The sequence below is a fragment of the Actinoallomurus oryzae genome, from assembly GCF_039541955.1.
Lineage (GTDB): Bacteria > Actinomycetota > Actinomycetes > Streptosporangiales > Streptosporangiaceae > Actinoallomurus > Actinoallomurus oryzae.
In genome coordinates this window covers 16123-29925 of the sequence record NZ_BAABHF010000009.1, presented here as the reverse complement: position 1 = coordinate 29925, position 13803 = coordinate 16123, and the positions used below count along the sequence as shown (strand labels likewise).

Below are 13803 nucleotides of genomic sequence, written 5' to 3'. Positions count from 1 at the left end.
AATTCCTTAGCGGCCGACGCGAAAACGCCGCCGATAATGCTCATTCCCGCCGTTTAAACGTCCGTGCCGGTGAAAATTAGAGAGCCTGAACAATGAATCCGACAAAAATGAAATGCGGAATGCGGTCACTGTTCGCGGCGGCGGGAGCGGAAGATCACGCGCAGGATGACGATCAGGACGACGGCCGCGAGCACGAACGGCGCCGCCCAGGGGAACGACACGGGGTCGCCGCCGAAACCCTCGACCAGGTAGCGGCCCGCGATGGCCAGGAACAGGACGCCCGCGACCAGCGAGGCCGGGTCGAACCTATGCCGGAACACGCGTGACCTCCATGTCGCCGACCTTGCTGCGGATGCGCAGCGCGATCGTCGCCGTCGCGGAAGTGCCGCCCTCCGGGGTCAGCACGCGGCGGACGCGGGCACCCGGGCCGCTGGTCACCTGGTGGTCGATCGTGATGTCGCCCAGGTAGGCGTGGCCGTCGATCTCCACGCGGGCGGTGCTCGGCACCTTGACCGCCAGCACGCCGAGCGTCACCTCGGCGTTGACCTGGAGCCGTTGGCCCGGCGCGAGGGGCACGTCGGTCAGGTCGACCACACCCTGGCCGACGAAGACCTTGTGGGTCTGCTCGGCCTGGGCCGTGGCGGCCGGGCGCCACATCGTGTGGTGGGTCCGGCGCGCGACCGCCGGGTTGCCGGCGATAGAGGTTGATGCGAGGGCGAAAGACATGATCGCTCCAACGAGGACGAGCTTGCGGACCCGGCCGAACCAGGCACCGAGGAGGAGGCCGACGGCGACGACGACGAGCGCCCCGGCTATGACGATCTGAAGGCCGCTGAAGTTCGCGCGGTGGCCGAATTCGGCGTAGAGCGCCGCGCCGACCAGTGCGGCGGTCAGCAGGGTGAGCCCCGTCAGGTACGACGGCCGGTGCGGGGGCCGCGGGGCGGGAGGAGGCAGGGGGCTGCCCGGGGCGTACGGGCCGGCCGGGTGGGGACCCGGGTCGGTGCCGAGCGGCTGGGTGGTGTTCTCCGGGGCTGGCGGAGCGTACGGGCCGGCCGCGTAACCGTCGGTGCGGCGGCCGAGGCGGGCGAGATCGACCATGCCGTCCGACAGCGGGTACGTGGGCGGCGGCGGAGGGGGCGGCGTCCACGAGTCCAGCGGGTGGCCCTTGATCCGGTCCGGCAGGCTCCGCGCGGTCTGGGCGAGATCGACGCCGCGCGACCGGGCCACGAGCAGCGTCAGGCCGAACACCACGACGACGCACAGCGCCTCGCCCGACCCCCAGTTGTTGGCGACGCCGAGCAGCATCCCGGCGCCCAGCGCCGCGCCGAGCAGCGCCAGCGCGGTGTCGCCGTCGAACAGGCGCTTACCGGTGCGCTCGACCCACGAGGGCCCGCCGTCGGGCGCGCCCATGAGCAGGAAGGCCGCGATGTAGAGCAGGATGCCGACGCCGGTGGTGATGACCAGCAGGGCGAACCCGACCCGGAACACGATGGCGTCGATGTTCGTATAACGAGCGAGGCCCGCGCACACTCCCGTGATCAGACGGCCCTCCTGGGAGCGGAGGAGCCGCCGCGGGGAGCCGGGCGTGTCGGCGCTGTCCTCGTTCATGCGTTATATCGTCTCGCGACGCTGTCACGGTCACCATCCGGGAGGACCCTGAGTCATCCCTGAGGACCTCCGGGATCTCCCAGGGCCCTCCCCGATGCGGGAAGGACCGGAACGTGTGACCATCTCTTTGTGCCCGAAACACCCGGCGGGGAGACCGCGCAGCCGGCCCCCGCCCGCCTCGAACGACGAGCCGGCCGACGGCTCGTCGGCGGCGTGTGTTCCGGGCTGGCCGAGCATCTCGGCCTGGAGGTGATCGTCGTACGCGTGGCGTTCGCCGTGCTGCTGGCCGCCGGCGTGGGCGTCGTCGCGTACGTCGCGCTCTGGCTGCTGGTCCCGCAGCGCGCCGAGCCGGCGGGTCCCCGCAACATCGGGCAGCTCTTCGCGTACGCGGCCCTGGTCGGGGGGCTGTGCCTGTTCACCTGGGGCGCGGGCGCGCTGAACTGGGCCATGTGGCCGATCGTCGCGGGCGGCATCGGCGTCGGGGTCATCTGGCAGCAGGCCGATCCGGAACGCCGGCGCCGCTGGGTCCGCAGTTCGCAGGCGATGTGGCTGCGCAGCATCATCGGCACGCTGCTCGTCGTCGCCGGGCTCGTCGCGTTCCTCGCCCAGCAGATTCATCCCGGCCAGGCCGGCCAGGTGCTGCTCGGCTCCACCGTCGTCCTGGCCGGCGTCGCGGTCGTCGTCGCGCCGTGGCTGCTGCGGATGTGGCGTGACCTGGACGCCGAGCGCCGCGAACGGATCCGTTCGCAGGAGCGCGCCGAGGTCGCCGCGCACGTACACGACTCCGTCCTGCACACCCTCACGCTGATCCAGCGCAGCGCGTACGACCCGCGGGAGGTGCAGCGGCTGGCGCGGGCGCAGGAACGCGACCTGCGAGCCTGGCTGTACGAGCCGAAGGCGGACGCCGAACAGGACCTGGCCGCCGCCGTGCGCAAGGCCGCCGCCGAGGTCGAGGACCACCACGGCATGCCGATCGAGGTGGTCTGCGTGGGCGACTGCCCGCTGGACGAACGCCTCGGCGCGATGCTCCAGGCCGCGCGAGAGGCCATGGTCAACGCCGCCAAGTACGCCGACGGAGAGCCGGGCGACCAGGCCCGTACGTCGTCGGTGTCGGTCTACGCCGAGGTGGTCGGCGACGATGTGTCGATCTTCGTACGGGACCGGGGCCGCGGCTTCGACCTCGACGCCATCCCGCACGACCGCATGGGCCTGAGGGAGTCCATCATCGGGCGGATGGAACGCAACGGCGGCAAGGCCGAGATCCGTACGGCCCCGGGCGAGGGCACGGAGGTACGACTGGAAATGCGGCGTGATTCCAAGTGAAGCGAGAGACCCGATGACGCGCGTGGTACTGGTCGATGACCATCAGATGTTCCGCAGTGGCGTGAAGGCCGAGCTGGGCGACTCCGTGGAGATCGTCGGCGAGGCCGGTGACGTCGACGAGGCGGTCGAAGTGATCAAGACGGCGGAGCCGGACGTGGTCCTGCTGGACGTTCACCTGCCCGGCGGCGGTGGCGTCGAGGTGCTGCGGCGCGTGCTGCCGTCGGAGACGCGGTTCCTGGCCCTGTCGGTGTCCGACGCCGCCGAGGACGTCATCGGCGTCGTACGCGGCGGCGCCCGCGGCTATGTCACCAAGACGATCTCCGGGGGAGAGCTGACCCAGGCGATCGAGCGGGTGGCCGAGGGCGACGCGGTGTTCTCCCCGAGGCTGGCGGGCTTCGTACTGGACGCCTTCGCCGCCGCCGACGTGCCGGCCATCGACCCCGAACTCGACCAGCTCACCCAGCGCGAACGCGAGGTCCTGCGCCTGATCGCCCGCGGCTACGCGTACAAGGAGATCGCCAAGGAGCTGTTCATCTCGGTCAAGACCGTCGAGACCCACGTGAGCAGCGTGCTGCGCAAACTCCAGCTCTCCAACCGCCACGAGCTCTCTCGCTGGGCCGCCGCCCGCCGCCTCGTCTGAGCGCGCTCAGCAGTAGACGCCCAGGGCCTTCTTGATCTCGGCGGGCGCCTTCTTCATCTTCGGGCTCTCGCACAGGCCGTCGGTGCCGTAGGTCACGAGGCGCACGTCGCCGCCCTGTACGCGGACCACGGCGCGCGAGGGGTCGGACCCCGGATACCGCATGGGAGCGGTCGCCCAGCCGTCCTGGCACACGATCTTCGTGGAGACGATGACCCCGGTGGAATGGTCCGCCGCCGAGACGGCGTCGGCGATCTGGGCGCGCGACGGGCAGGCGGGCGATGCCGCGGCGGCCGGGGAGGAGGCGGCGGACGCGGCGGTCGACCGCGCCGAGGCGGAAGGAACCGGCTTTTCGCTCTCGTCGTCGGATCCACAGGCGGCCAGCAGGCAGGCGCATGTCATCACGGTGGCCGCGACGGCCGGTCGGAACGGGGACACTCGGCCTCCACCACAGGCGTTACCGGGAAGATCGCGTTGCGCCCGGTCCGGTCGGCGATCAATATAGTCGCGGCGTCCAGTCGGGGAGCGGTGAATTGGCAGGCGAAGAGTGGCCGGAGACCATCGGCAAGTACCGTCCGCAGTCCTATCTGGCGGCCGGGGGGATGGGCCTGGTCTTTCTCGCTCTCGACCCCGAAGGACGTACTGTCGCGCTCAAGCAACTGCACCCTTCCATCTCCTATGACGCCGCCATGCGAGAACGGCTTCGGCGCGAAGTGGCGGCGATGCGGCGCATTAGCAGTCCTCGGGTGGCGCGACTCATCGACGCGGATCTGGACGCCGTTCCGCCCTACCTGGTCACCGGCTATGTTCAGGGCCGGACCCTGTACGACGTCGTCAAGGCCGACGGCCCGTTGCGGGGGGACAGGCTGTGGCGAACGGCGCGCGGCGTCGCCGAGGCACTGGTCGCCATCCATGCCGCCGGTCACGTCCATCGTGACCTCAAGCCGTCCAACGTGATGGTGGTCGGCGACGACCCCGTGGTGATCGATTTCGGCATCGCCCAGGAGTACGACGCGACCCGCATCACGCGAGAAGGCGGCGCCATCGGGACACTCGGCTACATGGCGCCGGAGGTACTCGACGGCGCGTCGGCGGGTCCGGCCGCCGACGTCTTCGCCTGGGGCGCGACCATCGCCTACGCGGCGACCGGAAGACCGACCTTCGGCGGGGGCGGTATGCAGGCGGTCGCCCTGCGGACCTACCGGGGAGCGGCCGACCTCGACGGCGTGCCGGACGAGCTGCGCCGCATCCTGTCGGCCGCGCTCGCACCGGCCGCCGAAGCCCGGCCCGACGCGAGCGCGCTCCTCGGCGCGATGACGACGCCGGCCGGGGCGGCTTCGTTCCTCCCGGCCCAGGCCGCACGGAAGCCGGCTCCCCGGACCGGCCGAAGGCCGGCGATGCTCGTCCCGATTTCCGTGGTGGCGGCGGTCGCCGTCGTCATCGTGGCCCTATTCGCACTGCGGCCGACCGGCAAGGGATCGCCGGAGCCGTCCGCCACGAAGACGGTGGTGACGGCTCCGGCGAGACCCTCCTACCGAGAGCCGATCGCGAACTTCGGACCCGGCACGAAGTTTCAGAAGTTCCTCGAAGAAAACAATGGCAAAAAGGTGTACATCCTGGCGACCCTGGACGAGGCCATCGTTCCCCAGGACGGGGAAGGGCAGCCGTACGACCCGTCCCACGCGGACAACGGTGCGCTGTTCACGGTCTGGACGAGTTGCTTCGAAAAGCTCGAACAGGGCGAGGAGCCGAACGGCCGGAAATGCGGCGGCCTCTCGGTCGGAATCTCGGCGGGCGACCCCGCGTGGAGCGGCTTTTACTGGGTCCACGGCGCCTACAAGATTCAGGGCAACTTCGAGATCGAGGGAGGGGCCGTGCACCAGGGGGTGGCGGGCTTCGTCCTGAAGCCCGCCCCCGCGGCCTGAAGCCCCCTGTGAGTGCGCGTCACGGCAGGGCCGGCTCCTTCGCCCGGTGCCGGGGCGCCTGGTCGAGACGGTTCTTCCTGGCGTGGCGGCGCTCCCGGCGGGTCTCGACCATGGTGTAGAGAGTCGGGATGAGGATGAGGCTGAGCACGGTCGAACTCACCAGCCCGCCGATGACGACGACCGCGAGCGGCTGGGAGATGAAGCCGCCGGAGTCGGTGACGCCGAGGGCCATGGGGAGCAGCGCGAAGACGGTGGCCAGGGCGGTCATCAGGATGGGCCGCAGCCGGCGGCGCCCGCCTTCGGTGACGGCCTCGGTGATCGACATCCCGGTCTTGCGGTACTGGTTGATGAGGTCGACCAGGACGATGGCGTTGGTGACGACGATGCCGATGAGCATCAGCAGGCCGACCATGGCGGCGACACCCAGGGGGACACCGGTGACGCGCAGCAGCAGGAGCGCGCCGGTCGCCGCGAAGGGGATCGAGACCAGCAGCACCAGGGTCTGCCGGATGCTGCCGAAGGTGGCCACCAGCAGCAGAAAGACGATCACGATGGCGGCGACGATGGCGAGTCCGAGCTGTTTGAAGGCCTCGTTCTGGTCGCTGGTGATGCCGCCGAGGGAGTAGTCGGCGCCCGCGGGCAGCCGGAGCTTGTCCAGGGCGGTGGTGACGGCCCGGTTGGCCGCACCCGTGTCGTCGCCGACGGGCGTCGCGGTGACGGTGATGGTCCGGTCACCGTCGACGCGGGCACGCTCGACCGGGCCGTTCTGCTGGGTGACGTTGGCGACGTCGCCGAGCCTGACCGTCCGGCCGGTTGCGGTGCCGATCTTGAGGTTCTTCAGGTCGGCGGCGTTGTGCGGGGCGTCGCCGGTGCTGCGCAGGACGACGTCGGTGTCCTCGCCGTCCAGGCTCACGGTGGTGACGGTCTGCCCCTGGGTGGCCTCGGTCACCGCCGCGGCCAGTGTCGTGTCGGTCAGGCCCGCGGCGACGGCCTTCTTCCCGTCGGCGTGGACGACGAGTTGCGGCGCGCTCTCGCTGAGGTCGCTGGTGACGTCGGTGACCTGGGACACGCCCTTGAGGGCCTGCTCGATCTGCCTGGTCGCGGCGGTGAGGGCGGTGTCGTCGGTGCCGTGCACCTGCACCCGGATGTCGTTGGAGCCCCCGAAGCCGCTGTCGGCGGCGACGGTCAGCTCGCCCGTGCCGGCGAGGCCGTCCAGCCTGCCGCTGAGGGTGTTCTTGACCGTGTCGGCGTCGGCGCCGTCCTTGAGGGAGACGGTGTACGAGGCGCTGTTCGCGCCCCGGCCGGCGCCCATGAGGCCGCCGGGAGAGCCGATGGTGACCTGGTAGGACGCCACGCCGCCGGTGGCGGCCAGCACGCCCTCGACCTTCTTGGCCGCCGCGTCGGTGGCGGCCAGGCTGCTGCCGGCGGGCAGCTTCTGGGTGATGCTGAGCGCCTGGGTGCCCGAGTCGCCCAGGAAGCTGGTCTTCAGGCCGCCGGCCAGGGCGAAGGTGCCGATGAGGATGACCACGGCCCCGGCCAGCACGCTCTTGCGGTGCCGGGTGGCGAAGGAGATGACCGGCACGTACGCGCGCTGCAGCGGCCCGTGGCGTTCCTCCTCCTCGACCCGGCGGCGGAACTCCTCCGGGTCGGCGCCGGTGGCGGGCGTCTTGAGGAACCAGTACGCCAGAATCGGGATCACGGTGAGCGCGACGACCAGGGAGGCCAGCATCGCGACCGTCACGGTGATGGAGAACGGGCCGAACAGCTGCCCGACCATCCCGGTGACCAGGGCGATCGGCAGGAACACCGCGACGGTGGTGAGGGTGGAGGCGGTGACCGCCCCGGCGACCTCGCGCACGGCCGTACGGACGGCGGTCGCCTTGTCCTCGCCGTACCCGAGGTGGCGTTTGATGTTCTCCAGCACGACGATGGAGTCGTCGACCACCCGCCCGACCGCGATGGTGAGCGCGCCGAGCGTGAGCATGTTGAGCGAGTAGCCGCCGGCCTTGAGGGCGATCAGCGCGATCACCACGGACAGCGGGATCGAGATCGCGGTGACCAGCGTCGACCGGGCCGACCGCAGGAACAGCACGATCACCACGATCGCCATCACCAGGCCGAGCAGCCCCTCTTCCAGCAGGCCCGAGACCGCCTCGCTGACGGCGGGGCCGCTGTCGGACACGACGGTGAGCCTGGCGCCGTCGCTGAGTTCGCGCTGCAGGCCGGGCAGCAGCCCGCGGACGTCGTCCGAGACCGAGGAGGCGCTGCCCTCGGGGTCGAGGGTGATCGCGACGCCCAGGCTCTCCCTACCGTCCGTACGGGTCAGCGACGTCGCCGCCGCGTCGGTGACCTGGACCGACGCGACCTGACCAAGCTGCACCGCGGTTCCGGTCGCGCCCGCCGCAGCGGCGCCGGGGACGCCACCGCGAGCGGCGCTCGACCGGGAGCCGCCGGACGGGGACGCAGCGGCGGAAGGCGTCAGCCACAGCTGCTCGAGCTGGGTGACCGAGGTGATCGGGCCGCCGATCTGGACGCTGACGCTCTTGCCGTCCGCATCCACCGATCCGCCCGGCGCGGTGGTCCCGGCCGTCTGCAGCGCGGTGGTGACCGCCGCCATGGTCAGGCCGTGACGCTTCAGCTTCGCCTGGTCGGGGACGACCCGTACGACACGGGCGCGTTTCCCCGACACCGCGGCCTCGTTGACGCCGTCGACGGCCTCCAGCTCGGGCACCACCTGATCGGTGAGCTTGTCGGCCAGCACACGCGGGTCATCGCGCGACGTGGCGGCCAGCGTCAGCGTCGGCAGGTCGTCGGTCGAGCCGGTCATCACCTGCGGATCGACGTCGTCGGGCAGCCGCTGGGAGATCTTGTTCAGGTCCTGCTGGATCCGTGTGGACCGGTCCTGGGTGTCGGTCCCGAAGGCGAACCGCAACTGCACGGTCGCGCTGCCCTGGCGGGAGGTCGAGGTCATCGTCTCCAGGCCGTCGGTCCCCTTGACCGCGTCCTCGATCGGCTTCACGACCTGGTCCTCGACCACCTGGGGGGACGCGCCCGGATAGGTCGCGGTCACCGCGACCGCCGGGAAGGACAGGCTCGGCAGCAGCTGCTGCTTGAGCATCGGGATCAGGTAGGCGCCGAGCGCGATGACCCCGATGGTGATCAGAAGAACCAGCTTGCGGTGCGCCAAGCTGATCTTGGAAAGCCAGGACATGGACTCGATTCACCAGGGAGACGACAGGTTCCTCCAACCCTGGTCCGCGACCGGGCCCGGCCGCATCGGAGCGGCGCGGCATTCGCGCGTACCGCACCTGCGGTAGGCGCCGGCCGCCTCTCGACGTCCACACGCGTAGCGGGCTGCTCGAAGCCGACTTGGGGACCGGCCCTACCGGGGACGCGGGCCGCCCGGCCTGACCAGGCCGCTCTCGTACGCGATGATCACCAGCTGGGCGCGGTCGCTGACGCCGAGCTTCGCCATGGTCCGGTTGATGTGGGTCTTGACGGTGTGCGGGCTCAGGTGCAGGCGCGCGGAGATCTCGTCGTTGGACAGCCCACCGGCCACGAGGGTGAGCACCTCCCGCTCGCGTGGCGTCAGCGCCTCCAGCCGCTCGGGGTCGGACGGCCACTCCGCCTGGTCCCGGAACCGGGTGATCAGCGCCTTGGTCGCCGCCGGCGACAGCAGCGCCTCGCCGGCCGCCACGGTCTTGATGGCCGCCAGCAACTCGGCCGGATCGGCGCCCTTGCCCAGGAACCCGGCCGCGCCGACGCGCAGCGCCTCGAACACGTACTCGTCGACCTCGAACGTGGTCAGGATCAAGATCTTGACCTCGGGCCGGTCCCGCTTGATCCGCTTGGTGGCCTCCAGCCCGTCCAGGCGGGGCATCCGGATGTCCATCAGCACCAGATCGGGCCGCTGCTCGGCCGCCAGGGCCACGGCCTCCACGCCGTCGGAGGCCTCGCCGGTCACCTCCAGGTCCGGGTCGGCGTCCAGCAGCATTCGCAGCGTCTTGCGGAGCAGTGCCTGGTCGTCGGCCAGCAGCATGCTGATCATTGGTCTCCCAGCGGAAGAGCCGCCTCCACCAGGAACCCGCCGCCCGGCCGGTGCCCGGCGGTGACCTCGCCACCCACCGCTGCGGCGCGTTCCCGCATCCCGATCAGCCCCCGGCCCGAGCCGCCACCGGAGCCCTGCCCGGCCCCGTCGTCCGCGATGACGATCTTCAAGGTGTCAGGGGCGTAGTCGAGGCTCACCCGGGCGGTCGCGGTCGCGGCGTGCTTGCTGACGTTGGTCAGCGCCTCCTGGACGATCCGGTACCCCGACACGTCCACCGCCGAGGGCACCGCCCGTGTCTCCCCCTGCCGCCGGACCTCCACCGTCAGGCCGGCGCGGGCGAACGAGGCGGCGAGGTCGTCCAACCGGTCCAGGCCCGGTACGGGCTCGCGGGGGACCTCCGGAGCCCCCAGCAGGCCCACGATGGATCGCAGCTCCGCCAGCGCCTGCTTGGAGTCGTCCTTCACATGGGACAGTGTCTCGGCCAGCCGGGCCGGCTCGCTCTGCCCGCCCTCGTGCAGGTAGAGCGCCACGCCCGCCTGCGCGTTGATCAGCGTCAGCTGGTGGGCGACCACGTCGTGCAGCTCACGGGCGATCCGCACCCGCTCCTCGCCGACCAGCCGGGCGGCCTCCTCCCGCCGGGCCCGCTCCGCCCGTACGGCCCGCTCCTCCAGCGTCGCCACGTACGCCCGCTGGGTCCGTACGCCCGCCCCCGCGGCCACCGCCAGGCCGGTCGAGGTGACCAGAGCGACCACTCCCAGCGAGAGCTCTCCGGGAGCCACGACCATCTGCGTGGTTCCGGCCGCCGCCAGCAGCGCGGCGCCCGCCACCAGGCCCGCCCGGCCGCCCCGCGCCGCCGCGACCCCGTACAGGGCGACCTGCCCGGGCAGGAACTGCGGCCCGTGCTCCCGCATCGCGCCGTGCTCCACCGCGAGCAGTATCACGCCGTGCCCCATCGCCAGCAGGACGGTGACGACCAGCACGCCCACCGGCCACCGCCGCCGCATGAGCAGGACGGCACAGGCCGCCGCCGCGTACCCGTAGTCCACCGGATTCAGCACCCGCCTGGTCGGCGGACGGCCGGCGAAACGCATCATGCCCAGCGTCAGAAACAGCGCCACGAGCACCACCGCCGCGTCGACGACCCGGGGATACCGCCGCCACCACGCCTGGTTGCCTCCCACGCTCACCACCTCACCGTACGCACCCCAGCCGGGCTCCGAGCACACCGTAAACGCCGGTCCCCGGCGGCACGTCAGCCGACCGCGTCACCTCGGGTACCGCGTCCGCGGTACACCGACGTTCCCGCCGGGACGAGGTGGCGGCCGGGGCGCGATACCGATCACGGGCACCATCACCTGGGGTGATCACCCACGGTGTCCGACTTGTCGACACAGCGACATCGTTCCTAGAGTGAGGCCAATCGCGGGTCCGAACCAGCACGGACGGCAGAGGGACGGCTATGGATACCCAGGCCGGGGCCCCGACGGGGGCGACCAGGGCGCACGGGCCGCTGACCCGTCGCCTGCGAGCCCTGCGAAACCGCCTCAACGTCACCGATCACTCCGACTGCGGCGAGATACGACGGCTCGCCGAAGAACGCGGCGCGCTCCAGCAGGTCGCGACGCTGGTGGCGCGGGGGTCCTCACCATCGGTGATCTTCAACGCGGCCGCGTGCGCGCTCGGCGGCCTGATCAAGGCCGACTACACCGCGATCAACCGGTACGAGGGCGACCGGACGATGTCGATCATGGCGTTCTGGCGGGCTCCGGGCACGCCGGACATCGGACCGCCCTTCGGCGGGCGCTGGACGCTCGGTGACGACACCCCGTCGGCGGCCGTGCTGCGAGGACACAAGCCGAGCAGCCGCGCGAGCGCGACGATCCGCAGCGACATCGGCGGCTGGCACAGAGCACACCGGATCGGTCATGCCGTGGCCTGCCCCGTCATCGTCGACGACGATCTCTGGGGCACGATGACGGCCCTGTACCTCGGCACGGATCCGCCCGAGTGCGACGTCGAGGAGCGCATGGGCAAGTTCGTCGAGCTCCTGAACTGCGCGATCATCCAGGCCAAGACCCGCTGCGAGCTCATCACCTCCCGTGCCCGCCTCGTCACCGGCGCCGACGCCACACGACGCCGCATCGAGCGTGACCTGCACGACGGAGCACAACAGCGACTGATCTCCCTCGCACTCCGGCTCCGCGAGGCCGAGGAGACCGTGCCGCCCGAACACCGCGAACTCCGGCAGCGGCTGTCCGAGGCCGTCCAGGACCTGACGGGCACCGTCGACGAACTCCGCGAACTGTCCGCGGGGCTGCGGCCACCGGCGCTGGCGGTACGGGGCCTGGACGCGGCGCTCGCGCAGCTCGTGGCCCGGTGCCCGGTGCCCGTCGAGCTCAACATCGACGCCGGCCGGCGGCTCGACGAGGAGATCGAGGTGAGCCTGTACTACGTCGTGTCCGAGGCACTGACGAACGTGCTGAAACACGCGAACGCGTCGACGGCGAGCATCGACCTCGAGAAAGAGAACACGCGGGTCTGCCTGACGGTCCGCGACGACGGGGTCGGAGGAGCCGACCCGGCCCGGGGCTCCGGCCTCACCGGGCTCCGGGACCGTGTCGAGGCACTCGGCGGCACCATCAAGATCACCAGCCCGCCGGGCCACGGCACGTCAGTGGTCGTGGCGATCGGCTGAGAGCCGCCGGTGACTTCATGGATCACCCACGTCTGACCCTGAAGCATCGGACCCGCGGCACCCTGGTCGTCCAGATCACGCCGTGACCGGCCGTACGGCTCAGGCGACGGGGCGGCCAGGGGTCGCCAGCCAGTCGCAGCCCTTCGGGGTCGGCCGGCCCGGCCTGTACGCCGCGCAGGCCGTCACGACGGCGGTCTTGGCCGGATTGCCCTGCTGGGCGTACGGGCCGCTCGCCGACGGGTGGTCGCAGGAGGGCAGGACGGCCGGGTCGCTGCGCGGGTAGCCCTGTGACGAGGCATTGCTCTGCCAGCAGTTGCGGTCGCCCTCCTCGTCCCACCAGAAGTCGACGCCGTTCGGGGCCGCGGTGCCCTCCGGGGTGACGCCCATGAGGTTGCCGACGTAGCGGTTGCCGTGGGACGTGTCGCGCGCCTTGGCGGGGTCGGTCTCGCCCCGGCGGCTCGCCGGGATCCAGTACTGGGCGAAGCCGTATCGCCAGTTGCCGTAGACCATGTTGCTCGCGTAGGTGTTCTCGTCACCGCCCGCGAGCAGCATGCCCGTGCCCACCGGCACCGCGCGGCGCGGGCACAGCTTGTCGCAGTCGTGGTAGAAGTCCGCGTTGTTGTCGAAGACCCGGTTGGCCACGAACATCGCGTGATTCTGCGGCATGCCGGCCGCCTGCACGCTGCTGTCCAGCATCGCGCCGGTGGAGTTGCCGTTGAAGACGTTGTCGTGGACGTACACCGAGTCGCCGGCCGTGCCGGAGTAGCCGATCAGGTTGCCGTACGACGTGCAGCGCCGGATCTCGATGGACAGCCGGCCGCCCCGTTGGTCGGAGGCCGAGGCCGTGGCGATGCCGGCGTCGCCGTTGCCCGAGGCCGAGCAGTCGGTGATCAGGCCGTGGTCGGAGGTGTAGGCCGCGAGCCCGTGCCCGCCGTTGGCCAGACCGGTGACGTGGTCGAGGGTGAACCCGTCGGTCTCGCCGACGCTCACCCCGTCTTCGGTGAAGCCGCGGACGGTCACGCCGCGCAGGTAGAAGCCGTTCGCCCGGTCGGCACGGATGCCGACCTGTTTCTTGCCCTCGATGATCACCGGGCCGCCGACGCCCTCGATCTGCAGGCCGGTCTGGCCGGTGACGCTGATCAGGCTCTGCAGGTGGGGGCAGGCCCGCTGGTCGTCGTACGACAGGGGCGTGGCGTCGTCCAGCGACGCGCACCGGCCCTTCGGCTTACCGAGCGCGGACGGCTCGTGGTAGGTGCCGGGCAGCACGTAGATCGTCGTGCCGGGCGCGCGTACGGCGTCGACGGCGGCCTGAATCTCGTGGTAGCGGCACTCGGACGCGAGTTCGCGGGCCAGGCCGGTCAGCGAGCCGCCCGGACGGCAGACGACCAGGCGCGGCGAGGCTGCCGCCGCGCGGTAGGCGGGAACGGTGCCGGGAGACGACGTGGTCGTCCAGGCGGTCAGAGGCGTGACCGTACGCGCTTCAGCGGCCCAAGCCGATGAGGCGAACCAGACGGTGGTCACGGTGAAGACGATCGCGGCGAGAAAACGCCGCACGAACCGCCCCATT

At 71.3% G+C, this 13803-nt stretch carries 11 protein-coding genes; 4 read left to right on the top strand and 7 right to left on the bottom strand.

Features of this window, described 5'->3' with window-relative positions; genetic code table 11:
* Nucleotides 1-125: 125 nt before the first annotated feature.
* Nucleotides 126-320, bottom strand: coding sequence for a hypothetical protein (locus tag ABEA10_RS01765; protein WP_345456413.1), 195 nt, complete (start codon nucleotides 318-320; stop codon nucleotides 126-128).
* Entirely contained in the window at nucleotides 307-1608 is a 1302-nt protein-coding gene (locus tag ABEA10_RS01760; RefSeq protein ID WP_345456410.1) for a PspC domain-containing protein, read from the bottom strand. The genes ABEA10_RS01765 and ABEA10_RS01760 overlap by 14 nt, the downstream gene beginning before the upstream one ends.
* A 129-nt stretch (nucleotides 1609-1737) precedes the next feature.
* On the opposite strand from ABEA10_RS01760, the gene ABEA10_RS01755 reads away from it, so the two are divergent.
* Both ABEA10_RS01755 and ABEA10_RS01750 read left to right on the top strand, forming a co-directional pair.
* Nucleotides 1738-2931, top strand: coding sequence for a PspC domain-containing protein (locus ABEA10_RS01755; protein ID WP_345456407.1), 1194 nt, complete (start codon nucleotides 1738-1740; stop codon nucleotides 2929-2931).
* A gap of 13 nt (nucleotides 2932-2944) precedes the next feature.
* The gene (locus ABEA10_RS01750) at nucleotides 2945-3571 is read left to right on the top strand and encodes a LuxR C-terminal-related transcriptional regulator (protein WP_345456404.1); all 627 of its coding nucleotides are present in this window, start codon (nucleotides 2945-2947) and stop codon (nucleotides 3569-3571) included.
* Between the two features lie 6 nt (nucleotides 3572-3577).
* On the opposite strand, the gene ABEA10_RS01745 is transcribed toward ABEA10_RS01750, so the two are convergent.
* Nucleotides 3578-3970, bottom strand: a complete 393-nt coding sequence (locus ABEA10_RS01745) for a hypothetical protein (RefSeq protein ID WP_345456401.1) — start codon at nucleotides 3968-3970, stop codon at nucleotides 3578-3580.
* On the opposite strand from ABEA10_RS01745, the gene ABEA10_RS01740 reads away from it, so the two are divergent.
* Nucleotides 3964-5493, top strand: coding sequence for a serine/threonine-protein kinase (locus ABEA10_RS01740; protein ID WP_345456399.1), 1530 nt, complete (start codon nucleotides 3964-3966; stop codon nucleotides 5491-5493). The two genes, ABEA10_RS01745 and ABEA10_RS01740, sit on opposite strands and share 7 nt — an antisense overlap.
* Nucleotides 5494-5512: 19 nt before the next feature.
* On the opposite strand, the gene ABEA10_RS01735 is transcribed toward ABEA10_RS01740, so the two are convergent.
* The 3 genes from ABEA10_RS01735 to ABEA10_RS01725 form a co-directional block, all read right to left on the bottom strand.
* On the bottom strand, nucleotides 5513-8704 hold the full coding sequence (locus ABEA10_RS01735) for an efflux RND transporter permease subunit (protein WP_345456397.1): 3192 nt from the start codon (nucleotides 8702-8704) through the stop codon (nucleotides 5513-5515).
* Between the two features lie 171 nt (nucleotides 8705-8875).
* Nucleotides 8876-9541: a response regulator transcription factor gene (locus ABEA10_RS01730; protein ID WP_345456394.1), complete on the bottom strand. Its 666-nt coding sequence runs from the start codon at nucleotides 9539-9541 to the stop codon at nucleotides 8876-8878.
* Nucleotides 9538-10728 (bottom strand): sensor histidine kinase, encoded by a 1191-nt coding sequence (locus tag ABEA10_RS01725; protein WP_345456391.1) that lies wholly within the window; start codon nucleotides 10726-10728, stop codon nucleotides 9538-9540. Before ABEA10_RS01725 ends, ABEA10_RS01730 begins: the two co-directional genes overlap by 4 nt.
* A 272-nt stretch (nucleotides 10729-11000) precedes the next feature.
* Here ABEA10_RS01725 and ABEA10_RS01720 point away from each other — a divergent pair, with 272 nt between their 5' ends.
* Nucleotides 11001-12236 (top strand): sensor histidine kinase, encoded by a 1236-nt coding sequence (locus ABEA10_RS01720; RefSeq protein WP_345456388.1) that lies wholly within the window; start codon nucleotides 11001-11003, stop codon nucleotides 12234-12236.
* 99 nt (nucleotides 12237-12335) lie between these two features.
* Here ABEA10_RS01720 and ABEA10_RS01715 read toward each other — a convergent pair whose 3' ends face one another.
* A complete protein-coding gene (locus tag ABEA10_RS01715) occupies nucleotides 12336-13802 on the bottom strand; it encodes a right-handed parallel beta-helix repeat-containing protein (protein ID WP_345456385.1) in 1467 nt (488 codons plus the stop codon).
* Nucleotide 13803 lies beyond the last annotated feature (1 nt).